At 70.4% G+C, this 24,338-nt stretch carries 16 protein-coding genes; 5 read left to right on the forward strand and 11 right to left on the reverse strand.

Annotation, left to right across the window (positions count from 1 at the left end):
* Window positions 1-202: 202 nt before the first annotated feature.
* Window positions 203-622 carry a pilus assembly protein CpaE gene (locus EDF23_RS08035; protein ID WP_131847075.1) on the forward strand — a complete coding sequence of 140 codons (420 nt, stop codon included), beginning with the start codon at window positions 203-205 and terminating at the stop codon, window positions 620-622.
* A gap of 78 nt (window positions 623-700) precedes the next feature.
* On the opposite strand, the gene EDF23_RS08040 is transcribed toward EDF23_RS08035, so the two are convergent.
* Window positions 701-4,921 carry a hypothetical protein gene (locus tag EDF23_RS08040; protein ID WP_131921350.1) on the reverse strand — a complete coding sequence of 1,407 codons (4,221 nt, stop codon included), beginning with the start codon at window positions 4,919-4,921 and terminating at the stop codon, window positions 701-703.
* Window positions 4,922-5,011: 90 nt separating this feature from the next.
* Here EDF23_RS08040 and EDF23_RS08045 point away from each other — a divergent pair, with 90 nt between their 5' ends.
* The gene (locus EDF23_RS08045; RefSeq protein ID WP_131847077.1) at window positions 5,012-5,842 is read left to right on the forward strand and encodes an aldo/keto reductase; all 831 of its coding nucleotides are present in this window, start codon (window positions 5,012-5,014) and stop codon (window positions 5,840-5,842) included.
* An 85-nt stretch (window positions 5,843-5,927) separates the two neighbouring features.
* Here EDF23_RS08045 and EDF23_RS08050 read toward each other — a convergent pair whose 3' ends face one another.
* From EDF23_RS08050 to dnaK, 7 genes are all read right to left on the reverse strand, one after another.
* The gene (locus tag EDF23_RS08050) at window positions 5,928-7,982 is read right to left on the reverse strand and encodes a hypothetical protein (protein WP_131921351.1); all 2,055 of its coding nucleotides are present in this window, start codon (window positions 7,980-7,982) and stop codon (window positions 5,928-5,930) included.
* Window positions 7,983-8,081: 99 nt separating this feature from the next.
* Window positions 8,082-9,227 (reverse strand): class I SAM-dependent methyltransferase, encoded by a 1,146-nt coding sequence (locus EDF23_RS08055; RefSeq protein WP_131921352.1) that lies wholly within the window; start codon window positions 9,225-9,227, stop codon window positions 8,082-8,084.
* A gap of 148 nt (window positions 9,228-9,375) precedes the next feature.
* Window positions 9,376-11,781 carry a M60 family metallopeptidase gene (locus tag EDF23_RS08060; RefSeq protein ID WP_131921353.1) on the reverse strand — a complete coding sequence of 802 codons (2,406 nt, stop codon included), beginning with the start codon at window positions 11,779-11,781 and terminating at the stop codon, window positions 9,376-9,378.
* Between the two features lie 38 nt (window positions 11,782-11,819).
* Window positions 11,820-12,230, reverse strand: a complete 411-nt coding sequence (locus EDF23_RS08065) for a MerR family transcriptional regulator (RefSeq protein WP_123293837.1) — start codon at window positions 12,228-12,230, stop codon at window positions 11,820-11,822.
* A 125-nt stretch (window positions 12,231-12,355) separates the two neighbouring features.
* The gene (locus tag EDF23_RS08070) at window positions 12,356-13,366 is read right to left on the reverse strand and encodes a DnaJ C-terminal domain-containing protein (protein ID WP_131847081.1); all 1,011 of its coding nucleotides are present in this window, start codon (window positions 13,364-13,366) and stop codon (window positions 12,356-12,358) included.
* 23 nt (window positions 13,367-13,389) lie between these two features.
* Window positions 13,390-14,049 (reverse strand): nucleotide exchange factor GrpE, encoded by a 660-nt coding sequence (locus tag EDF23_RS08075; protein ID WP_131921354.1) that lies wholly within the window; start codon window positions 14,047-14,049, stop codon window positions 13,390-13,392.
* 2 nt (window positions 14,050-14,051) lie between these two features.
* The gene (gene dnaK / locus EDF23_RS08080; protein ID WP_123293529.1) at window positions 14,052-15,917 is read right to left on the reverse strand and encodes a molecular chaperone DnaK; all 1,866 of its coding nucleotides are present in this window, start codon (window positions 15,915-15,917) and stop codon (window positions 14,052-14,054) included.
* An 834-nt stretch (window positions 15,918-16,751) separates the two neighbouring features.
* Here dnaK and EDF23_RS08085 point away from each other — a divergent pair.
* Both EDF23_RS08085 and EDF23_RS08090 read left to right on the forward strand, forming a co-directional pair.
* Complete coding sequence (locus EDF23_RS08085) at window positions 16,752-19,358, forward strand: Ig-like domain-containing protein (protein ID WP_165901059.1); 2,607 nt, start codon at window positions 16,752-16,754, stop codon at window positions 19,356-19,358.
* 189 nt (window positions 19,359-19,547) lie between these two features.
* Window positions 19,548-19,805 (forward strand): Ig-like domain-containing protein, encoded by a 258-nt coding sequence (locus tag EDF23_RS08090; protein WP_131921356.1) that lies wholly within the window; start codon window positions 19,548-19,550, stop codon window positions 19,803-19,805.
* A 268-nt stretch (window positions 19,806-20,073) separates the two neighbouring features.
* On the opposite strand, the gene EDF23_RS08095 is transcribed toward EDF23_RS08090, so the two are convergent.
* Genes EDF23_RS08095 through EDF23_RS08105 form a run of 3 tightly spaced genes read right to left on the reverse strand, consistent with a single transcriptional unit; the run spans window position 20,074 to window position 22,943 of the window.
* Window positions 20,074-20,949, reverse strand: a complete 876-nt coding sequence (locus tag EDF23_RS08095; protein ID WP_131921357.1) for a glycosyltransferase — start codon at window positions 20,947-20,949, stop codon at window positions 20,074-20,076.
* Window positions 20,950-20,964: 15 nt separating this feature from the next.
* Window positions 20,965-22,461, reverse strand: a complete 1,497-nt coding sequence (locus tag EDF23_RS08100; protein WP_131921358.1) for a lipopolysaccharide biosynthesis protein — start codon at window positions 22,459-22,461, stop codon at window positions 20,965-20,967.
* A 29-nt stretch (window positions 22,462-22,490) separates the two neighbouring features.
* Window positions 22,491-22,943, reverse strand: coding sequence for a DUF3060 domain-containing protein (locus EDF23_RS08105; protein ID WP_123937414.1), 453 nt, complete (start codon window positions 22,941-22,943; stop codon window positions 22,491-22,493).
* Window positions 22,944-23,047: 104 nt separating this feature from the next.
* On the opposite strand from EDF23_RS08105, the gene EDF23_RS08110 reads away from it, so the two are divergent.
* Window positions 23,048-24,193, forward strand: coding sequence for a glycosyltransferase (locus tag EDF23_RS08110; RefSeq protein ID WP_165901060.1), 1,146 nt, complete (start codon window positions 23,048-23,050; stop codon window positions 24,191-24,193).
* Window positions 24,194-24,338 lie beyond the last annotated feature (145 nt).

A 24,338-nucleotide genomic window follows, 5' to 3' on the forward strand; every position in this document is an offset into this window, starting at 1 on the left:
CCGGTGGCCCGCCCCGTGGCCGGTTGGTCGGCCTGGAGGCGCGGCACCGGTTGCCCGGGCGTCGTCACGTCGCGCGCGCGATCGGGTGGCGCTCGCGCGTGGGGGTGCTCGGCGATGCTAGTACGGGATGCTTTCGGCAACCTACGTGGTGACAGCGCGACTTCGTGGTGACAGCGCGGTCTCGCGCGTGCAGGGTGGGGAGGTGATCACCGTTGCACTCGCCAGGACCCTCCGCGACGCCGGCCTGCGCTGGCACCCCGAGACGGGCGACCGCTTCGTCATCGACAAGCCCGAGGTGGACGAGGACGTCTACACCGTGTCCGAGATGACCGTCGAACGACACGACTCCCCCACCGGCACGATCCTCGGCTTCAACGGGACGACCGAGTGGGCGCTCGACTCCGTGACCGCGTCGGAGTCGCTCTGGCTGCCGCGTGAGGACCAGTTGCGCGAGCTCCTCGGTCCGTCGTTCATCGGGTTGACCCGGGTGTCGGTGAACGGCCGGATCGTCTACACGGTCACCGCGACGATCGGCGGTGCTGACCGCAGCTTCGCGTCCGAGGTCCCCGCGATCGCCTACGGCCAGGCGCTGCAGGCGTACATCGCCGCTGCGCTGGAGTGACGGACCGCCCCTGTCCCTGGGCTGGGACAGGGGGCGGTCCGTGTTGGCTGCGCTGTGTCGTGCCGGCGCCGCTGCGCGTCAGACCTGGCGGTCGTCCGGGCGGCGCTGGCGGCGCCAGAGCAGCAGGACCGCTCCGGCGAGCAGGAGCACGATCGTCGCGGGGACGCCCATCGCGAGGACGGTCGATCCGGTGAACGCGAGTTCCACCGGCGCGGCGGAGGGCTTCTCGGCGGCGGTCACGGGCTGCGGCTCGGCGTGCAGCTTCGTGTGCACCTCGAGCGAGAACACCCAGACCGGCTTCGTCGACGCCGCGGCGGTGGTCACGCCGAACGTCGCTGGCGTCGCGGTCTGCCCCGTGCTCGCAGCACCCGGCTCCTCGGTCGTGGCACCGTCGGCGCGCGTGACCTGGCCGGCCACCTGACCGGTGATCGCGACCTCGCCGGTCGCTGCTTCTTCCTCGGTCACGACGTGCGCGTCGCTCTCGCACGTGGCACGCTGGCCCGGCTCGACCGTGGACTCCTCGCAGGTCACCGCGGGCATGCCCTCGGCCTGCTGCAGGTCGTGCACCGCGAGGTTGCCGGTGTTGAGCACCTCGTAGCGGACAGACACGCGGTCGCCCGGGCGCAGCACGTGGTCATCGGCGACGACCTTCGTGCTGCCGTCGGTTCCGTGCAGCACCGGCTCGGCGGACAGGTCGAGGGCGCTCTTCGCCGTCAGGCCGACCTGGACCTCGTCGCGCGAGGTGACGGAGTCTCCGGCGGGACCGGTCGCGTCGAGCACCGCTGCGACCGTCACTGTGCCGTGGTCGACGTCCGCCTGGGTGAGCACGTACTGCGGGGTCGTGCAGTCGATCGACGCACCCGGTGCGACACCCTCGCCGACGCACTCGACCGGTAGACCGGCGAGTTCGACGACCTCGGCGCGGGTCCCCGTCAGCGTGACGTTCCCCGCGTTGGTGGCGCGGATGCCCACGCTCACGTGGTCACCGGCGCGCGGCGCCTCGTGCTCGGACTCCGCCAGGTGCGCGGTGACCTGGACCTGCACGCCCGGGGCGCGCTCGATCGCAGTGCCGGCCTTCGCGCCGGCAGTCACGGTCTGGTCGTCCGGGCCGACGGCCGCTGCGGTGAGGGCGAACTGCACCTTGCCCGCGTCGACGTCGCCCTGGGTGAGCGCGTACTCCGCCGCTGCGCAGTCCGCCGAAGCACCGGGAGCGACCCGCTCGGCGGGGCAGGCGACCGTCGTGCCGGCCCGCTCGTCGACGATGCCGCTCAGGTCGTGCACCGTGACGTTGCCCGTGTTCGTGATCGACATGCGGACCGATGCCGTGTCGCCCGCGGTCGGGGCTCCGTGGTCGGTGTCGTCGAGCGCAGCCGTGGCCGTCGTCGTGATCGACGGCGCTCGCACGATCGAGAGTGTCGTGTCGGCACGGGCCTCGACGCGCTGACGGTCGGCACCGGTCGCTGCGCTCGACAGCACGAACCGGACGGCACCGCTGTCGACGTCGCTCTGGGTGAGGGTGTACTCGGACACCTCGCACGTCACCGCGGCGCCCGGGGCGAGATCGTCGTCCGGGCAGTCGACCTCGAGGCCCGCACGGTCTTCGACCTTGCCGCGGATGCCCGTGACCGTGACGTTGCCGGTGTTCCGGATCGTCATCGTGACCGTCGCGGTGTCGCCGGCCAGGGGGACCTCGTGCTCGTTCGCACCGAGGACGCTCGTCGCCGACACGGCGATGGCCGGCGCGCTGACGAGCTCGACCGCCACGGTGTCCGATGCCTGGGCACGCGAACCGCCGGGGCCGTTCGCGTGGACCGTGAGCGCGAAGTCGACGGTGCCGGCGTCGATCTCGTCCTGCGTCAGGACGTGGTCGCCGACGGAGCAGGTCGCCGCGGCGCCGGGGGCGAGCGCACCCTCGGCGCACTCCACGTCCAGGTCGCGGCCGTCCACCTCGGCAGCGAGGCCCCGCAGGGTGGTGTTGCCGGAGTTGCGCGCCGAGACGGACAGCTCGACGTGGTCACCGGCCTTCGGCGCGCGGGACTCGTCGGCCAGGCCGGCGGTCGCGGTCGCGACGATGCCGTGCTGGCGGTCGACGGTCACCGACGCAGAGTCCGAAGCAGTCACGCGACGGTCGTCGGGTGCGGTGGCGGTCGAGGTCACGGCGAACCCGACCGTGCCGGCGTCGATCTCCCGCTGGCTCAGGGTGTGGGCCGGAACGGTGCAGTCGACGCTCGCGCCGGGTGCGAGCGGGGAGGTCGGGCAGGAGACGGGCATGCCGTCGCGGTCCTCGACCTCGGCGGCGACGTCGCGGAGCGTGACGTTCCCGGTGTTGCGTACGGCGACGCTCAGCGTGACCTCGTCACCGGGAGCGGGGGTCTTGCCGGCGGTGTCGAGCGTCGGGGTGACGGTCGTGGCGAGCGCGGGGGCCTGGGCGACCGTGGTCTGTGCGGTCCGGGCGTCACCACGGACCGGCTGACCGGCGGCGTCGACTGCGGTCATCGTGGCGACGAACGTGACGGTGCCGCGGTCGACGTCGTGCTGCGAGACGGGGTGCGAGCCCTCGACGGCGCACTCGATGGACGCGCCGGGCGCGAGGCGGGTCGGCGGGCACGCGACGGTCATGCCGGGCTCGTCGGCCACGGTCACCGCGAGGTCGCGGATCGAGACGTTGCCCTCGTTGGTCACCGTCACCGTGAGCCCGATGTCGTCACCGACCGCGGGGGCACCGCCACGCACGACGGGCGTGATGGCGAGCAAGGCGCGCGAGGTGGTGCTCGAGGTGGGGACGGTGGCGGTTGCGCTGGCCGTCACGGCCTGGCCGGCGCGCGATCGTGCAGAGACCGTGGCGGTGTCGTCGATCGAGCCGTGGTCCAGGTCGTCCTGCGTGACCGGGCGGGGAGCGGTCGCGCACGCGGCCGATGCTCCGGGGGCGAGCTGCTGCACGTCGCAGTCCGCGTCGCCGTTCGGGCTGGTCAGCGTGACGTCCCGCACCAGGACGTTGCCGGCGTTGTCGACGGTCGTGCGGAACGAGACGGTCTCGCCGAGGTCGGCGACGGCGTCACCGTTGCCGCCGGACAAGACGGCCTGGTCGATGACGCGCAGCTCGTTCACCTCGGGGGCGAAGGTGATGCTCGCCGAGCCGGTCGGCAGGTCGACGCCGGTGCGCTCGGTCACGGCGTCGGCACCGATCGTGTACGTGCCGGGAGCCGAGGCGCTGACGTCGAACGTCACCGTGCAGTCCGGTGCGTCGATGTCCAGGTCGCCCGACGCACCGATGGTCGTGGCATCTGCCTCGACGTCGAGGTCCGCCGCGGCGCAGGTGGTCGCGACCTTCGGGTCGGACGCGACGCTGAGGCCTTCGGGCAGGGTCTCGGCGAAGGACCAACCGGGCTTCGAACCGTGCTCGCTCGTGTTCACGACGCGCGCCGTCATGCGCGCGGTGTCCCCGACGATCGGGGCGCCGGAGAACTCGTTCGCCAGGGTCGGGGTCGAGTCGACGATCGTCACTCGGTCGATCGCGCCGTCGTTGCCGCTGTAGGACGACTGGGCGTTGCGGAGACGCCATCGCAGGGTGTCGCCGGAGAAGAGCACGCCGCCGTTCGAGACGAACTCGCCGCCCTTGTACGTGTTGCCGCCCGCGGTGAAGGTGCTCGAGCGAGGGTCGCTGCAAGGGTCGAGGGGACGCTCGGACACCGGGCGCTCGGCAGATCCGTCCACCAGCAGGAAGTCGAGCAGCGGGTGGTCGAACCCGACACAGCTTCCGGCGGCGGCGCTGACACCGAACGAAACGAAGCGTCCGGTCTGCCCGAGCGAGAAGTCATCGCGCGACTCGATCTGAACGGCGTTCCGCGGCAGGTTGCGCGACGCGGTCCAAGCACTCACGACGTGGTTGGTCTCCGGGTCCTCGCCGGTGATCTGCCCGAGGACCGACCCGAGCTGCTTGAGCTGGGGGTTGGCGTCGCAGGATGCCATGTCGGAGCTGCTGGCGCTCGTGACGATGCCGTTGCACTCAGCGGAGTTGATCCACGCCGGGTCGGCCGTGTAGGTCTCACCGTTCGCGCCCTTGTACGCGTTCAACAGCACCGGCGTCGTCGTGACGCCGTTCTCGAAGTCCTCGACGAACAGGATCGTGGAGTCGGCGGCAGAGTCGGTCCGTGCGGATCCGGCGTCGGCCGCGGGGGCCGGGACTGCCGTGGCGGCGAGCGGGGTGGCGAGCGCGGCGACCAGGCCGGCCGCGGTCGCCACGGCGGCGACGCGCGGCGCGGTGCGCGCACGAGGGCGTCGTGAAGCGTGTCGGTTCATCACGCCAGAATACCAATATTCTGCATTTGACTTGAACGGTCCTGGGAGCGAGCGGAATGCCTGGGAGCTGGTCGGGTGTTGTCTGGACTCATGACCGTTCCGAACATCACCCTGAACGACGGCAAGACCATCCCGCAGCTCGGCTTCGGCGTCTTCCAGATCGACCCCGCGTCGACCAAGGAAGCGACGCTCACAGCGCTCGAGGTCGGCTACCGCCACATCGACACCGCCGAGATGTACGGCAACGAGAAGGAGGTCGGCGAGGCCATCGCGTCGTCCGGCATCCCGCGTGACGAGATCTTCGTCACCTCGAAGCTCAACAACGGCTTCCACGACCCTTCGGCAGCTGCCGAGAACGGCAAGAAGTCAGCTGACCTGCTCGGCGGCTACACCGACCTGTTCCTCATCCACTGGCCGCTGCCCACCGTCTCGGACTTCGTGCCGACGTGGAAGGCGCTCGAGGAGCTCTACGCCGCTGGCACCTCCCGCTCGATCGGCGTCAGCAACTTCCAGGCCCACCACCTGCGCCGCCTGCGTGCTGAGACGGATGTCCCGCCGGCCGTGAACCAGATCGAGGTGCACCCGTACCTGACCCAGGACGAGCTCCGCGCCGTGAACAACGAGCTCGGCATCGCGACCGAGGCCTGGTCCCCGATCGCCCAGGGCCTCGTGCTCGACGACGAGACCATCACCCGCATCGCCGGCGCCACGGGCAAGAGCCCGGCGCAGGTCGTGCTCCGCTGGCACATCCAACGCGGCGACATCGTGTTCCCGAAGTCGGTCACGCGTGCCCGCGTCGAGGAGAACTTCGCGATCTTCGACTTCGAGCTCTCCGACGAGGACATGACGGACATCACGACTCTCGACAAGGGCCACCGAACGGGTCCGGACCCGGACACGTTCGACTACGTCCCGGCCTGATCGCTCGGAACACACGACGAAGCCGCCCGGGGAGACCCGGGCGGCTTCGTCGTCTCCGTCGCGTCCGGAGTCGTACCGGTGTGGATCAGGCGTCGGCGTCCGGGCCCACCTCGAGTCGGCGACGTCGAAGCGTCAGGAGCACGCCACCGGCGGCCGCGAGCCCCAGGCCGAGGACCGCTGCGACGAGCACCCCGTCGGAGCCCGTCCACGCGAGCCGGTCCGGTCCGCCGGACGACGGTCCGCCGACGGTCGACGCGTTCTGGGGACCGTCCCCGGGCCCAGCGGCGGAACCGGCACCCGGTACCGCGGTCGGATCGGCCGTCGGCCCCGCGGTCGGCGCCGTGGTCGGATCCGGCGTGGGTTCCGCCGTCGGCTCCGGCGTGGGCCCCGGCGTCGGGTCGACCGCACCGGCCTCGATCTCCACCCGGAGCTCGGCGGACGCGACCTGCCCGGCGTTCGACGTGATCTCGTACCGCACCGGCGACGCGACCCCGCTGAAGCCGTCCTCGGGCGTGAACGTCACCCGCCCGGCGTCGTCCACGACGTACGTGCCCTCGCCCGGAACGCGCAGCTGTTTGCCGTCGTCGGACAGCTCCGCACCGTCGAGTCCCTCGTCGGTGAGCCGCAGCGAGCCGAGGTCGGCACCGCTGCCGTCGAGCGCGTCGTTCCCCACGACGTCCACGACCACTGGTTCACCCTGCTGTCCGGTCGCAGCGTCATCCGAGGCGACGGCGTCCGGCAGCACGACGTCGAACGCGATCGTGTCCGTGTTGTTCGTCAGGTCGACGTCGCTCACCGAGCCGTCCCGCGCGACCGCGGCCCGCCCTTCGTCGAACCGGCCGGTGGTGAAGTCGGTGACACTCTCCACCGGCGCCGAGTACGTCCCGCTCCTCGTGGTCGCCGGCACGGTCCCGCGGGCCAGCAACTCGATCTGCCCTCCGGGCGGCGCCGTCCAGTCGGTCGCCACGACTCCTGCGCCCTGATCGGCACCGCACGACGCGCCGCCCGTGGCCTCGCACGACCAGGTGACGTCCTCGAGCGGGAGCGCATCGATCAGTGCCGTCGTCCGCGCCACTGCGTCGGTGGGCCCACCGATCGTGGCCGGCCCGTCGTTGACCGATCGGACGCGGAACGACACGTCGTCGCCTGAGGTCACCGGCCCCTCGGTGTCCACTGACGCCGTGGTCACGACGTCGGTCGGCTGTGTGGCCCGCACGTTGCGGATCTCGTGGAACTCGGCCCGCCCGCCGGTCGACGCGCTGAACCCGAAGCGCATCTGGCCAGGCAACGCCGTCGCCGGCAGGTCGGTCGAGATCAGGTGGTGCAGCTCCGCCGGCTCCGAGCCGACGGGGGTGGCGTCCGACATCGTGACGATGGCCGTGATGCCACCGGCGTCCCGGGGCACGACGTCGACCTTCACGTGCCGGTAGGTCGCCGTCTCGGCGTCGACGCCGCGGTCCTCGAGGAACCCGTCGCCGCGGTTGCCCGTCGTCGCCAGCACGGGGTAGCACTCAGCCTCGGCCCCGCGGACGGTGACGGCGTTCTGGATGAACTCCGGCAGCGCGAAGTTGCCGAACCGGTCGAACCCGACGCCGACGACACCGCCGTCCAGTCCTGCCGAGCAGGCGGACTTGCCGTCGAAGTAGCCGAGTCCGCCGCCCACGGGGCCGATGGAGTCGAGCGGCATCGCGGCGTCCTGCAGGAAGAACCCGATGCCGTCGGCGTACCCGGTGTCGGTGGGGCTCCACATCCGCTGGTCGAACTCGACGGTCAGTCCGTTGCTCGAGTCGTACGGCACCTCGTTGTACACCGCCGAGGCCATGTACTTGGCGTTGTCGGTCATCCGCAGCCACTTGCCCGCCGAGCCGTTCTCGACGATCGCGGCCTGCTGGTCGTTCGAGGCGATGCGAGCCCAACCCGACGGCATCGTGGTGCCGACGGGCAGGTCCACGAACGGATCGTGGACCGGGAACGGGTCGACGGCGTGGGCCGGTGGTGCATCTGCGACGACGCCCGCGCCGGCGACGAGCGCGCCCAGGGCGACCATCGGGACCAGCGCGACGGTGACGGCCGCGCGGGACGGACGGGCACGAGGCGGACGGGCCGGCGGTGGAAGAGCACGGGTGGAGCGAGTGTGCATGGGAGTCCTCTCTGACGGTGCAGGAGACGACTGTGCACGGGTCGCGGAGTGGTCCGCAAGTATTATCCGTACGATATTCCGCGTTCGGTATGGCGGGCCTCAGTGCGGGGCAGCGACCGACGCCGTGACCGTGAACTTCGGGGTGCGCAGGACTTGCCGCGTCGGCCCGACCAGGCGCTCCAGTACCGGCCGGTAGCGCAGGTGCCCGTTCCACACGCACCACAGTTCGCCGCCGGGCTGCAGGACGGTGGCCGCGTTCCGGAACATCGCCTCGGCCGCGTCGGTGGTCACCGTGGTGTCCGCGTGGAACGGGGGGTTGCAGAGCACGAGCTGGGCGGACCCGACGGCGAGCTCGTCCCCGGCGTCGGTGCGCAGTGCCGTCACCCGGTCAGCGACGCCGTTCGCCTCGGCGGTCGCCCGTGTGGACGCCACCGCGATCCGGGACACATCGGTCGCGATCACCTTGACGTTCGGCCGCCGCAGTGCGATCGCCGCGGCGATGACACCGTTGCCGGACCCGAGGTCGACGACGGTCCGCGCGGTCGGCACCGCGGCGTCCATCGCCTCGAGCAGCACCCGGGTGCCCTGGTCGAGCGAGGTACCGGCGAACACCCCGCCGTGCGCGACGAGCGTCATGCCGAGGTCGTCGACGTGCACCGATCTGGGCCAGGGATTGGTCGCGGCCGCACGGTTCGCCTGGGCACGCAACGGGTCTTGCGCGATGAGCAGGCGCGACTTCCCCCGCCCCCGCGAAGCCGTGACCTCGCCGAACGAGCGGCGCAGCACGTCGTTCTGCGACAGGTTCATGTACTTGACGTTGCCGCCGCACAGCAGCACGACGTCGGGAGCGGCGAACCGCGCGACGGCCCGGGCGATCTCGTCGAGGCGGTCGTGTGACTTCGACAGCCGCAGCACGACGAGCCGGACGTCGCGGAAGGCGTCTTCGAGCGAGTCCGGGTGGTGGAATCCGCGCAGACCGAACGTGCCAGCGTTGGCCTCGAGCGCGCGTTCCCCGACGAGCGAGTCCTGCACGACGCGGATGTCCGATGCGCCGTACTGCGTGATGAGCCCGAGGGTCAGGACTCCAAGACGGTCATCGACGACCGCCACCTCGCCGGGCTGCCGCAGGGCGTCCCCGTGCACGTGCGGCGCCTCGTCGATCAGGAACCGGTCGGTGCCGTCGATCGCGATGAGGTCCGGGGCGGTGTCGTCGCGGCGGCGGAAGAGGTCGGCGAAGTCTGGCACCGCGTCAGCGTACCCATCCCTCGACGGCGGACCTCGCAGCGGCGCGGACGACCGCGTCCAGTTCACGCGGACCAGCGTGCGACTGCACGTCGCCGCCCGAGCTCCACGACGGCAGGTCAGTCCGGGGGCGCTCCTCGTTGCAGGGGACTCAGCCGGTGGTGCCCTCCGCACGCAGCTCCAGCGACGAGTCGCCCGCGACCGCGTCGGCCGGGACACGGACGACCGGCTTCCAGCGAAGCGTCGAACCCGGGGGCATCGAGAACCCCGAAGCCGTCTGCAGCGTGAACCGCATCGTCGTGCCGCCGTCGGCGAGCGTCCCGCCCCGCAGCACGAGGTTCGCGCTCGTCCGCCAGTCCTCGCCCGGCTTCCGGTACATGCCGGCGAGCGTCGACTGCCCGGGTGCGAAGGTCGTGCCGTCCGGACTGGTCAGCGTGATCGCCCCGGTGATCGTCGAGATCTGGGCGTGGACCTGCAACCCGGCCTCGACCTCGACGTCGGCGCCGCGGGTCAGGGCGGTCTTCGGGCCCTGCAGTCCGGACAGGGACTGCCACCCCGGGATCGCCTCGGGCGCGGTCAGGTGCAGTTTGCCGTCCGCGATCCGGAACGCCTGGGGCGCGCTCGAGTCCGAGATGAGCGAGTCGGAACGGTACGCGGCGAGGAGCGTCGGTTGCGCGTGCAGGACGAGCACGAACTCGCCGTCCGCGTACGGGCGGTCCCGGAAGGTCTCGTCGAGGACCTTGCCCGTCTGGTTGCCCTGCACCGTGCCCGTGGCGAGTACCGTGCCGTCCGCCGCGAAGTGCGTGACGGTCAGGTAGGCGTTCGATCCCCAGGACCAGTGCGCGTCGTAGGACGTGACCGCCCGCCACCGGAGTTCCTCGTTCCGCTGATCGAGCCACAGGTCGCCGACGACGCGGTTCGACGCCCCGCGCAGGACGATCGAGTCCCCGCCGACGGCCGCAGTCCTGACGACGATCGTGTCCTCGGCGCCGGTGTCGCTCCGGAGCCGCACGAGGAGCCGTCCGGTGTCGGTACCGACGGCATCGGCGACCGCTGCGGCGTCCACGGCGGTCGCGCTCCCTCGGCCGCTCGCGGTCCCGAGCCCGGTGACCGTCGGCGCGGCGATCACGTGCTCGCCGACGGGCACGGGCGACACTGCTCCGGTGACCACGCCGACCGGCGGGTCGTAGTCGGGGACGAGTCGTTCCACGATGCGGTGTCGTGAGTCGACGTTGTCCCAGATGGGCTCCCGCAGGTCGGGGAGCGCACCGATGACGGCGCGGGTCGCGTCCGACATCGGGAACCCGAGCTGGTCGTAGAACGGCGCGAGGTCGCGGTCGGCCACCCGCGAGGCGACCTCGACGAAGATCGCGTGCTTGTCGTCGATGGTCAGGGCGTTCACGTTCGTCTTCGCGGCCTCGGCACGCAGCGCCGCGAAGAACCTCGGCAGGTAGCCGTCGCCGAACGCGCGGCGCAGCTGTTCCCATGCCAGGAGCCGGACCCGGTCGTGGGCGCCTTCCCAGTCCCGGTCCGCGATCGGTGTGGTGAAGTACCGCTCGAGGAGCGGGATGCTCTCGTCCCACCGGCTCCCGAACCCGAGTCCGTCCTGCACGGCGAGCGCGGACAGGTTGGTGATGGTCTCCGCGGTACCCGGGAAGATGTTGATCGGAGCTTCGTAGGTGTGGCCGATCTCGTGCCACAGCCCCCACAGCCCACTCAACGGAAGCCGGAAGAGATCGGCGGCAGCACCGGTGCCGGTCTGGAACATGATGCGCGCGTTGCTCGCGTTGGCGTACCCGGCACCGGAGTCGGGTGAAGCGATGTGGATCCGGTGCGGGTACTTGTGCGAGGTCCCGACGGCACGCTCGTCGAGGCCGTACGTCTCGTTCGTGAGCTCGATCACCCGGTCCCAGTTCGCGGTGCGCTCCGCGAGGTCGGCACCGGCGATGGCCGTGCCGGTCTTCGGCTTCTGGAAGTCGCCGAACATCCGGTTCGACACCACCTCGACGAACGGTGCATCGGCGAACCGCCGGAGGTCCGCTGCGAACGAGTCGGCGGTCGACTGGCCCCGGACGTAGGTCGGGACGGCAACACCACCGGCGATCGTGACCGTCGCTTCCCCGGTGTCCGCCGCGCTGACCATCGAGACCATCCCGTCGTGCGGAGCCGTGACACGGTTCACGCCAGCGGTCAGTCGCGTCTGCTGGTACCCGACATCGGCGCCCGAGTTGTGCGCCGCGTACGGGCCGATCAGCCCGATGGCGACGTCCATCGCCGGCGCACCGATCGGTACCGACACGGTGACGACGTCGCCGGCGGCGACGAACCGTCCGGCAGGCTGCAGATCACTGTGCCGGAACCGCCGTCCCTCTGCTGTGGCCGCGGCCGCCGCATCACCGATGCCGTGCACCAGGACGCTCGTCGCGTCGCCGTTCGCCGAGTGCTCGATCACCGTCTCGTGGACGTCGACTCCGCCGGTTGCCGCTGCGGCGACCCCGCCACCGATGGCGAGTGCCGTGACGACGAGGACAGCAGGGAGGGCAGGAAACAATCGCATGCAGATATTTTACATGTGGTATGGCGATTCGGGAAGGGTCAGCGCGGCCCGCGGTACAGCACGATCTGCGTGTTCCGCTGCGGCCGCGCACCGGCCCGCAGCGACACCGCGGCACCCGTCGTCGTCGCCGCGAACACGCGCGCGCCGGGCCGGTTGATGAGCTGGTCGGCCAACGCGGTCTCGAGCTCACGCACCCGGTCGCGCAGGTCCTTGTTCTCGTTCTCCAGGTCGAGCACGCGCCGGATCCCCTCCAGCGACACCCCCTCGGAGCCGAGGCGCGCGATCTCGCGCAGCTGCGCGACGTCGCGCATCGAGTAGCGGCGGGAACCGCCGCGGGTACGGCCCGGCACGACCAGGCCGAGCCGGTCGTACTGCCGCAGCGTCTGCGGGTGCATCTCCGACAGCTCCGCGGCGACCGCGATCGCGAAGACGGGCGAGTTCTCGTCCATGTCGGTCATGGCGTGTTCCTTCCGTCGTTCGCGTGGTGGTGAAAACCAGCCTGGAGGCCCGGCGAGCGTCCGTCAGGAAGCCGCACCCCGCCTCCAGGCCGGTTTACTGCTGTGGTTGCGTGACGCTAGTCACGCGCCTTGGCGAGGATGTCCTCGCGCGGGTTCTCGTCGGGAAGTGCCTCGGCGAGTGCCTCGACGGCCTCGCGCTGCTTGTCCGACAGGTGCGACGGCACCGCGACCTGGACGGTCGCGAGCAGGTCGCCCGTGCCGTTCTTCGTCGCGACGCCACGGCCCTTGACGCGCAGGACGCGACCCGACGGCGTGCCGGGAGCGACCTTCAGCTTGACGGGCGAACCGCCGAGCGTCGGGACCTCGATCGTCGCACCGAGAGCTGCCTCGACGAACGTCACGGGGACGTCCACGCGGAGGTTCAGCCCGTCGCGCTCGAAGACCGGGTGCTTGCGGACCGAGACGGCGACCACCAGGTCACCGGCCTCGCCGCCGTCGGGCGAGGGTTCGCCTCGGCCGCGCAGCCGGATCTTCTGGCCGTCCGCGACCCCCGCGGGGATGCGGACGTTCACCGGGCGACCGTTGCCCTGCGACAGCTTGACGGTGTCGCCGGCGATCGCCGTGGTGAAGTCGAGCGTCGTCGACGCCGTGACGTCCCGGCCCTTCGTCGGTCCACCGAAGCCGCGGTAGCCGCCGGAGGTCTGGCCGAAGCCACCACCGCCGCCGAACATCCCGCCGAGGATGTCCTCGAAGCCGCCGGCGCCGCCCGGGCCGCCCTGGCCGAAGCGGACGCGCTGTCCGCCCCCGCCCTGCTGCTGCCCGAACATCCCGCCGAAGACGTCCTCGAAGCCACCACCCTGGCCTCCGCCGCCCGCCGTGAAGCGGGCGCCGGAGCCCATGGCACGGACCTGGTCGTACTCCTGGCGCTGCTCCTTGTCGGAGAGCACCGAGTAGGCCTCGCTGATCTCCTTGAAGCGGTTCTCCGCCGCGGCATCACCCGGGTTGGAGTCCGGGTGGAACTGCCGCGCGAGCTTCCGGTAGGTCTTCTTCAGCTCGGCCTCCGACGCGTCCTTCGACACTCCGAGGACCTTGTAGAAGTCCTTGTCGAACCAGTCCTGACTGGCCACTGGTACCTACCTTCCGTTCCGGCTCAGGCCGGGACCGCCACCGCGACCTTGGCCGCACGCAGGACGCGCTCACCGAGCTTGTAGCCCGGCTCGACGACGTCCGCCACGGTCTGGCCGGTGGCACCCGGGGTCGGGAGCTGGACGATCGCCTCGTGGATGTTCGGGTCGAAGGCTTCACCCTTCTCGCCGATCTGCACGAGCTTGAACTTGTCGAAGCCCCCGCGGATCTTCTGGCCGATGACCTGCATCGGACCCTCGGCGAGGTCACCGTGGGCCTCGGCCCGGGTGAGGTCGTCGAGCGCCGGCAGCAGGGCCCGCACCACTTCGGCGATGGCGACCTCGCGGTTGGCCTCGCGGTCGCGCTCGACGCGCTTCCGGAAGTTCACCAGCTCGGCCTGCGCACGGAGCATGTCCGCGCGCATCTCGGCGACGAGGTCGCGGTCCGTGTCGGACAGCTTGTCCTCCTGGATACCGCGGGCGGCGTCGTCGAGCAGGGCCTGGTCTTCCGGGGAGAGGTCGTTCGCCGCGTCCGTTGCCGGACCGCCGGCGGCGGGGCCGTCGGTCGGTACTTCGACGTCGGGCCCCTCCGCCTCGATGAGGTCCTCGGGCTCGGCCGCGTTCGTGGCGTCGCCCTCGACCTGGGGTTCGTCTTCGTTGGGCGCGTTGCCCTTGGGGTCCGTCATCGTTACTTCTTGTCCTTGTCGTCCTCGTCGTCCACGACCTCGGCGTCGACGATGTCCTCGTCGTCCGCCGGCTGCTCACCCGCGGGCTGCTCGCCACCGGCTGCACCGGCTGCTGCGTCCTGCTGGGAGTAGATGGCCTGGCCGAGCTTGCCCTGCGACTCGTTGAGCTTGTCGAAGGCCGTCTTCACGGCGTCCTCGTCCTCGCCCGCGAGCGCGGACTTGAGCGCGTCGACGTCGGCCTGCACCTCGGACTTGACGTCCTCGGGGAGCTTGTCGTCGTTCTCCTTGATGAGCTTCTCGATCGAGTAGACGAGCTGCTCGGCCTGGTTGCGACGCTCGTTGGCCTCACGACGGGCCTTGTCCTCGGCCGCGTGCTCCTCGGCTTCGCGGACCATGCGCTCGATGTCCTCCTTCGGCAGCGACGAGCCGCCGGAGATGACCATCGACTGCTCCTTGCCGGTGCCCTTGTCCTTGGCGGACACGTGCACGATGCCGTTGGCGTCGATGTCGAAGGTGACCTCGACCTGCGGGACGCCACGGGGAGCCGGCGCGATGCCGGTGAGCTCGAACGTGCCGAGCGGCTTGTTGTCGCGGGTGAACTCGCGCTCGCCCTGGAAGACCTGGATCGCGACCGACGGCTGGTTGTCGTCAGCGGTCGTGAAGGTCTCGCTCCGCTTGGTCGGGATCGCGGTGTTGCGGTCGATGAGCTTCGTCATCAGGCCGCCCTTGGTCTCGATGCCGAGCGACAGCGGCGTGACGTCGATGAGCAGGACGTCCTTGCGCTCGCCCTTCAGCACGCCGGCCTGCAGTGCGGCGCCGACGGCGACGACCTCGTCCGGGTTGACGCCCTGGTTCGGGGACTTGCCACCGGTGAGCTGCTTGACGACCTCGGCCACGGCGGGCATGCGGGTCGAACCACCGACGAGCACCACGTGCGCGATGTCGTTGACCGAGACACCGGCTTCCTTGATCACGTCGTTGAACGGCTTCTTGGTGCGGTCGAGCAGGTCGGAGGTCATCTGCTCGAACTGTGCGCGCGAGATGGTCTCGTCGAGGTTGAGCGGGCCCTCGGCCGTGAGCGTCAGGTACGGCAGCTGGATGTTCGCCGACATCTGCGACGACAGCTCCTTCTTGGCCTGCTCAGCGGCTTCCTTCAGGCGCTGCTTGGCGATCTTGTCCGTGGACAGGTCGACGCCGTGCTCGTCCTTGAACTTCTTGATCAGGTAGTCGACGATGCGCTGGTCCCAGTCGTCGCCACCGAGGCGGTTGTCACCGGAGGTCGCACGGACCTGGATCGTCGAGAAGTCGTCGTCCTTGCCCACCTCGAGCAGGGAGACGTCGAACGTGCCGCCACCGAGGTCGAAGACCAGGATGAGCTCGTCTTCCTTGCCCTTGTCGAGGCCGTAGGCCAGAGCGGCCGCGGTCGGCTCGTTGATGATGCGGAGGACGTTGAGGCCGGCGATCTCACCGGCGTCCTTCGTGGCCTGGCGCTCGGCGTCGTTGAAGTACGCCGGCACGGTGATGACCGCGTCGGTGACGTCTTCACCGAGGTACTGCTCGGCGTCGCGCTTGAGCTTGCCGAGGGTGCGGGCCGAGATCTCCTGCGGCGTGTACTTCTTGCCGTCGATCTCGGTGGTCCAGTCGGTGCCGACGTGACGCTTGACCGACGCGATGGTGCGGTCGACGTTCGTCACGGCCTGGCGCTTGGCGGTCTCGCCGACCAGGACCTCGCCGTCCTTGGTGAAGGCGACGATCGACGGCGTGGTGCGGAGGCCCTCGGCGTTCGCGATGACGGTGGGCTCGCCACCCTCGAGAACGCTGACGACCGAGTTGGTGGTTCCGAGGTCGATGCCTACTGCACGTCCCATGTGTGGTGCTCCTTCTTGCTCGAGGTAAGTCGTTGGACTTGCGTCCGATGGACTCAACTCTACTCAGGACACGGTCGGCGTCAACTCAGGGAGGCTGAAGTTGCGTCGATCCCACTCAACTCTCAGCCAGCAGTCGCGCCATACAATGTCTCGTATGCCATGTGTAATGTGATATTCTCGGCTTGCAGGCCAACCGAGAGGTCCTGGGCTGCGATCCTCCACCGTGCCGCGGATCCCCGGCGGCCCTCCCCGAAAGAACGTCACATGTCTCGAAAGAAGAGGGCAACGGCCCTCAAGTCCGTCGGCGCAGCAGGACTCGCCGCAGCCACGCTCGTCTCCGGCTTGTCCTTCGGCCCGGCCGCCTCCGCCTCCATCAGTCCACTTGCGGAGGACCGGCTTGTTGGGAAGTTCATCCAGTTCAGCCATCCGACTTCGGCTGCGCGAAACTACAATGCCGCCTTGCCACCCACCCGTGCCGGTCAGGAGGCGAGCACGAACGCAGCCTCGACTGCCGCTGCGCTGCAGAGCTCGGCGGCAACATTGGAAATTCCAGGCTGGAACTCTTTCGGAGCCGTGCGAGAACTGAGCAGCGGTCTCTGCCTTCAGTCTGCAGGGACTAGTCAGCATAGAATGACCTGGGAAACTTGCGATCCAGAAAGGGTCGCGCAACGGTTCAAACTCACGCCGTTTGCAGGGTCGTTTACGTCGGGGTGGGCGCTCTGGTCCAAGGACCTCGGATATGTGCAGGAATACACATCGTCAGGTCGGTCAAGTCTGAGCCAAGCGCAGGCTGCCAACGGCGACTCAATTCACGCTATCAATTCCTTCCGGAGCGTGCCACAACTCACGGCGAAGGTCGATTCCGTCGACAACTTCGCGAAGACCGCCGTCGTCTCCGGCACCGCCACCCCCGGCGCCGCGATCTCCGTCAGCGGCACCTCGTTCGCGACCACCGCGGACGGCACCGGCAAGTGGTCGCTCACCATCCGCAACTTGCCCGTCGGAGCGAACCCCCGCACCATCGTCGAGAAGGTCGGCGGGGTCGAGGTCGCCCGCACCAGCGTCACGATCACCATCGTCGAGAACGGCCCCATCATCGGCGTGCCCCAGCCGAACGTGACCCTCAGCCGCACCACGCCCACCAACGTGCCGTTCGTGGTCGAGAACCAGGCGACCCGCACCGGCATGGAGGGGATCGTCACGGTTGCCGCTCCAGCCGGCACCACCTTCGCGCCCGGCCAGACCACGGTCACCGGACAGTGGCGCAACGGCTCCAGCGGCGCGTGGGCGAACTCCGAGGTTCTCAACCTCAAGAACGGCCGCCTGTTCGACAACAACCGCCAGATGGAGTTCAACTTCGGCAAGACAACTGGCTCGCAGAGCGCCGGCCAGCAGTTCCGCTGGAGCCTCAAGGTCGACGCCTCGAACGCCACGACGACCTCGAGCCAGATGAACTACCTGTTCATGGGCACGAGCTCCGTCGGCAGCTACCGGGTCAACGGTTCGACGCCGACGACCCTCGAAGGGGTTCCGGCCGACCCGGCACCGCTCATCGTCCAGACCCCGACCAACGGATCCACCGTCACCACAAAGCGCCCGGTGTTCTCCGGCACCGGCGATGAAGGCGCGAGCATCGAGGTCAGGAGCAACGCCGGCGTGATCATCGCCACCGCAACCGTCAAGGACGGCAAGTGGTCTGCCCCCTCGGACATCGACCTCACGAACGGCGCCTACGACCTCACCGTCACCCAGTCGCCCGTCCGCGGCGACACTTCGAACGCACGCGTCAACTTCACCGTCGCGGCCGAGATCCCGACCGACCCGGCACCGCTCGTCGTCCAGGCTCCGGCCAACGGCTCGGTCGTGGAAACCAAGCGTCCGACGTTCTCCGGCACCGGTGACGAAGGCGCGACCATCGAGGTCAAGGGCATTTCCGGCCGTGTCGTCGCCTCGGCGACGGTCAAGGACGGCAAGTGGTCCGCTCCGGCGAACTTCGACCTCGGCGCGGGGTTCTACGACCTCCGCGCGACCCAGACCCCGCTCACGGGCTCTGCCGAGACGAAGCGCGTGCACTTCACGGTCCGCACCGAGGCCCCGCTCGTGGTCCAGACCCCGGCGAACGGTTCCACGGTCAACCAGAAGCGTCCGGTGTTCTCCGGCACGGGTGACAAGGGCGCGCGCGTCGAGGTCAAGGGCACGTCCGGCCGCGTCGTAGCCACTGCAGTCGTCGATGACAACGACAACTGGTCCGCCCCGGCGACGTTCGACCTCGGCAACGGTGTCTACAACCTCACCGCGACGCAGACCTCGGTCCGCGGCAACGCCGACTCGAAGCCCGTCTCGTTCACGATCAACGCCACGGAGTTCTCCACGGCGCTGACGGCCACCGGCGCGTTCGACGAGGACTCCTCCAAGCCCGCGACGATCTCGGGCGCGGCGACCACCGGCGCGACCGTCGTCGTCAAGGACAGCCTCGGCAACGAGATCGGCCGCGTCGTCGCAAGCGGCGGCCGCTACACGATCCCGATCCCGGCGAACGGCACACAGTTCGGCGTGAACGAGTTCAGCGTCACCCAGGCGCTGAACGGCAAGACCTCCGCAGCCGTGAACGTCTCGCTCGACTACGGCATCCCGACGCCGATCAACATCACCTCTCCCGCGAACGGCGCGACCGTCAACAAGGACGGCCTGACCTTCACCGGCACCGGTCAGACCGGCGCAAAGGTCACCGTCCGCGGCACCGTGAACGCGATCGCCAGCGGCGACGTCGTGAACGGCGAGTGGACCGCCAAGGTCGACTTCCCGCTGACGAGCAACCTCTACAACCTGTGGGCGGTGCAGACCACCAAGGGCGGTCTGACCACCCAGCAGGCGATCACCGTGACCGTCACGGACGAGCAGGCGGTCACCCCGCTCACCGCGACGGCGGCGTTCAACGCCACCGACGAGGACCTGCCGGCGACGATCTCCGGCGCGGCCCAGATGGACGCGACGGTCACCGTGAAGGCTGCCGACGGTTCGGTCGTCGGCACCGCGAAGGCGACCGGGGGTCGGTACACGATCACGATCCCGCCGGCCAAGGCCGCGTTCGGTGTCAACACGTTCACGGTCACCCAGACCGTCAACGGTGCCGTGTCCGCCCCGTTGCACCGCTCGCTCGACTACGGCAACCCCGTCGTCCCGGTGATCTCCACCCCGGCGAACGGCGCCACCGTCACGAACGGCCAGATCCGCTTCACGGGCACCGGTGCCACCGGCGCCAAGCTCGACATGCGCGGCAACACATCGTCGATCGGTGACACGAAGGTCGCCAACGGCGCCTGGACGGTCGACGTCTCCCGGCAGCTCGCCCCCAACGTCTACGAGCTGCACGCGCTCCAGACGAGCAAGGGCGGGCTGACGAAGCAGGCCGAGATCACCGTCACGGTGCAGGACAAGTAGGTCACGGAGCTCACCGCGACCGGCTCGTTCCAGGCTGACGCCGAGAAGCAGTCCACGATCAGCGGCAACGCCCAGACCGGCGCGATCGTCGCGGGCGTCCGCACCTTCACCGTCACCCAGACGGTCGACGGTGAGGTCTCCCCCGCCAAGACGGCGACGCTCGACTACGGCACGGCGACCCAGGTCGTCGTGAACACCCCGGCCGAGGGCGCACAGGTCCCCGGAACCGGCATCACGTTCACCGGTACCGGCCAGGCTGGCTCGACGGTCGTCCTCGGCGGCACCACGAGCCGACTCGGCGAGGCCACGGTGAACTCCGAAGGCGAGTGGTCCATCACGATCAGCCGCACGCTGACCCCGCAGGTCTACGTGCTCTACACGAAGCAGATCACGAAGGGCAACCTGATCGGCGACGCGGTGGTCACGACCATCAACGTCACCCAGTAACACCCCAGCAGGACCCGACGGCCCGACCCCACCCAGGGGTCGGGCCGTTCGGCGTTCCCTGCACCTGCGCAACGCGCAATGCCACCCGCACCGGCACCGGCACCGGCACCACAACCCAGCAACCGCAACCGCACCGGCCCACCGCCGACCGCCGACCGCCGACCGCCCTGCCACAGCCCACAGCCCACAGCCCACGTTCACCAACGACGAAGGCCGCCGCCCGTCGTGACGACGTGCGGCGGCCTGGCCGCTCAGCGGCGGACTGCGATCAGAAGGCGGCGATGCGGTGCCGCACGGAGCCTGCGAACCGGCCGCAGGCGGCGCCGACGCGCGAGGCGGCGGTGATCCGGGCCTCCTGGCCGGTGCCGGCGAGCAGAACGGCTTTGACCGTCGATGCGAGCTCACGGACCCCGTCGACCGCGCGCCACCGTGCACCGGCGGCGCGGTGTGCCCGCAGGAGGCGCGCATCGTCGACGCCGTAGCGGTACGCCTGGTGGAACGCACCGCGGGCCGCGCTGCGCAAGCGGTACTGGACGACCGCCTGCGGGACGAAGACGATGGGCGAACCAGCCGCAGCCACCCGCCAGCAGAAGTCGATGTCCTCGCCGCAGTGCAAGGACTCGTCGAAGCCGTCGACGGCCTCGAGCAGCGCGCGGGTCACGCCGAGCGCACAGCTCGGCGTGTAGGGCAGGTGCCGGAACTTGACGGGCAGCTCCGTCGTCGACGCGGTCACCCGGGCCGCGAGCGCGGGTGCGTTGAGCAGGTCGTACGCCAGTCGGCCGCCGCCGATGCCGTCTTGCTGCACGGCCACAGCCATCGCCGAGATCCATCCGGGTTCGAGCACGTCGTCCGCGTCGCAGAACAGCACGATGTCGTGTCGTGCGGCGCGCCAGCCGACGTTGCGAGCGTGGCTCGGCCCACGGACGTCCGTCGCGTCGACGACGCGCACGGCCCAGCCGGATGGCCACTCCGTGGCGTCGACGAACGGGCGCAGGACGCTGGGCCTGACGCCGTTGGCAGCGAGGACGACTTCGACGTCGCCCTCGTGCTGTTGCACGGCGATCGCCCCGAGCTGCGCGCTCAGGGCGGTGTCGGGTCGACCGACCGGGACGACGACGGAGACGGGCACGGCGGAGACGGGCACGGCGGACTCGCTCTCTCAGGGTGTGGTTGCGGCGGTGCGCCCGAACCGGGCGGGCACGACGTGGCGCGCCATCGCGATGACGTCGCGGCGGATGCCCGGCAGCACGACGGCAAGGGCGAGCACGACGAGCGCAGAAGCGCCGCCGACCGTGATCGCGAGCCAGGGGCCGAGGTCGAGCAGCCGGGTCAGGAGCGTGACACCACCCACCGCCACGGCCACGATGCCGGGGCGGACGATCGGCGTGACGAGGTCACGGAGCCCGAGCCCTGGGCGTCGACCAGCGACCACGAAGCCGGGGACGACGAGGACGAGCGAGCTGACGGAGAACGCCCACGCCATCCCGGTGACGCCCCACGGCAGGCCGACGAAGAACGAGGCGAGGACGAGTGGACGGCTGACGAGCGCCCAGATGGTCTGACGAGCGCCCTGGCCGGTCGCGACGAACACCCAGACGGTGACGTAGCCGAGGGTCTGCGCGATGCCAGCGAGCACCAGCACGCGGAAGATCGGTACCGAGCCCGCCCACGCGGGGCCGAACAGCACGGTGACGACGGCGTCGGCGAGCACTGCCAGCACCGCGAAGGTCGGCCACAGCACGTACCCGGTCAGGGCTGTGAGGTGCCGGTAGTAGCGCCGGAAGCGCTCGCGGTCGTCGGCGACCTTGGCGAGCACGGGGACCGCGACGCGCTGGAGCGGCCCGTTGACCTGCTCCAGCGGGATCGTGAGCAGCTGCCCGGCCTGTGCGTACAAGCCGGCGGCGAGCGGGCCGAACGACGCCCCGACGATCACCTTGTCGAGGTTGCGGGCCGCGAAGTTGAGGACCTGGACCGCGGTGACGTTCGCTGCGAAGCCGAGTTCCGGCCGGACGGCGGGCCACCGCGCGGGGCGGGTCGGGCGCCAGGGACACACGGCGATCGAACCGATGCCGAGCACGAGCGAGAAGAGGAGCGCCTGGGCGACGAGCGCCGATGAGCCCGCACCGGCGATCGCGAGCACGAGCGCCAGGGCGGCGCCGGAGACCATCGACGCGACCTCGAGCAGGGCGAGGGCACGGAAGCGGAGGTTGCGGGCGAGCAGCGCCGTGGGGACCGCGCTGGCCCCGGCCGCCACGAAGGGAACCGCGAGCAGCATCACGGACCTGCCGGACGCTGGGAAGCCGAGGACGACCGCGAGTGCCGGCGCCGACAGGGCCAGCGCAGCGCCGACAGCGAGTCCGGCTGCGGCGCTGAGGAGGTGGAGCGAGGAGGCGACGCCGGCGGACAGGCGCGGCGCACGGATGACGAGGGCTCCGATGCCACCGATGCGGAGGAGCTCGGCGAGACCGCTGAGCAGGAGCACGACGACCGCGAACCCGTACTCGGCGGGGCCGAGGATCCTGGCGATCACCACGACGGTGACGAGCTGCACGAGGAACCGGGTCGCGGTGCCGGCGGCGGTGACGATGCCGCCACGGGCTGCCGCGGTCGCGAGCGGAGCGGAAGACTGCCAGTCCGGCAGGGTCGTGCGGGTCATGGCAGTCCTCCGTTCGGGTCGGGTCGGACTCAGCGGGTGACGAACAGGTTCTCGGCGCCCTTGTCCGTGACCTTCGGCTTGCCGTCCGTGGTGACCCGGTTGCCGTTGCCGCTGACCGTGACCTTGCCGATCTCCTTGGCGTCGACGTCGTTGATGGTGCCGCTCATGACGAGCGCGTCGACCTTGCCGAGGTGGACGACCGCGTTGCTCGCGGTGATCTCGACCGAGGCGCAGTCGCCCACGGTGACGTCCTTGTTGCTCTGGTCGATGACGACCTTGCCGTCGGCGCACTCCGCCGTCGCCTTCTGGATGTCGGCCGGCGGCGTCGAGAAGCGGTCGTCTGCCTTGGCGCTCGAGCTGGCCGTCGGCTTCTTGGTGGGCTCGTCGCCGCCGGTGCCGGAGCACGCCGTGACGACGGTGAGGATCCCGATCGCAGCCAGGGTCGTGGCGGCGATGCGGGCGGTGCGGGAGGTGTGACGCATGTCGGGTTCCGTTCTGGGATCGCGGCGAGGCGGATGACGCTTGGCACTGTCGCCCCGGTGACGTTTCAATGTCACGCTCTATAGAATACTGGTATTCTAGATGCATGACAACCCGGAACCTCCCGCTCGTCGCCATGCTCACCCACAGCGCAGCACTGTCCGGGGCGGAGCTCCTCGTGGCGCGGGTGGCCGCTGCCCGGGTCGAGACCGAGGTGATCGTCGTCCTCGGTGAACACGGGCCACTCGAGTCCCTGCTCTCCGGGCTCGGCGTCGAGCACGAGGTCGTCGCGCTCGACCCGTCCGTGACCGAGCACGCAGCCGATGCGGCCGGGGGCCTCCTCGCGAAGGGAGTGTCGACACTCCGCTCCACGCGGGCCCTCGCGCGACGGCTCCGCGACCTCGGCGCCGACGTGGTCGTCACACACTCGGCGAAAGCGCACGTGTACGGCGGACTGGCCGGCCGGCTCGCACGCATCCCCGTCGTGGCGTACGTCCACGACGTCGTCGGAGCGGCCGGTGCCTCCCGCGCGAACACCCTGGTACTCCGCGCGGCGCTGACGACGCTCCCCGCAGCCCGAATCGCCAACTCACGGACGACGGCCCGCTCCCTCGGCCGGTCCGGTCCGGCACCCGCGGTGATCGGCTGCCCCGTGGACCTCCCGGACCAGGCCGCCCCGTCGGCACCCGGCCCGTTCACCATCGGCATGGTCGGGCGGCTCACCCGTTGGAAGGGGCAGGACATCGCTGTCCGCGCCTTCGCCGCGGCCCGCGCGCTCGGTCTCGACCCCGATGCGCGGCTCCGGCTGATCGGCGCGGCGCACTTCGGGACCGACGACCACCACGCCGCCGAGTTGCACACCCTGGTCACGGAGCTGGACCTGACGGCGGTGGTCGAGTTCCGGGGACACCGGCAGGACGTCGATGCCGAGATCAGCGCGTGCGATCTGCTCGTGCACGCCAGCCGCCGCCCGGAGCCGTTCGGGCAGGTGGTCACCGAGGCGATGGCGCTCGGTCGACCGGTCATCGCCGCGGACGCTGGCGGCCCTGCCGAGGTGCTCACGCACGGCGAGGACGGGCTCCTCGTCCGTCCAGGCGACGTCGATGCCCTCGCGCACGCGATCCTCCGGTTGGCCGGTGACGAGCAGGAACGGAACCGACTCGCCCGCAACGGGCGCCACTCCGCCGCGCGCTACGCGACGCCGCACATCGTGGCGCAGATCGAGCGCGTCCTGGTGAGCGCAGCCAGGTAGCGACCGACTGGAGGCCCGGTGCAGGTCCGACGGACCGTGAACTGGTCCCGGTTGGACCGTGAAGTCAGATTAGGCCGCGAGGGCGTGAGCTCGGTATTGAACCGGGCTCATGCCCTCGAGTCGTGCCTGGGAGCGGTCGGTGTTC

This window comes from Curtobacterium sp. PhB128, from assembly GCF_004340725.1.
Lineage (GTDB): Bacteria > Actinomycetota > Actinomycetes > Actinomycetales > Microbacteriaceae > Curtobacterium.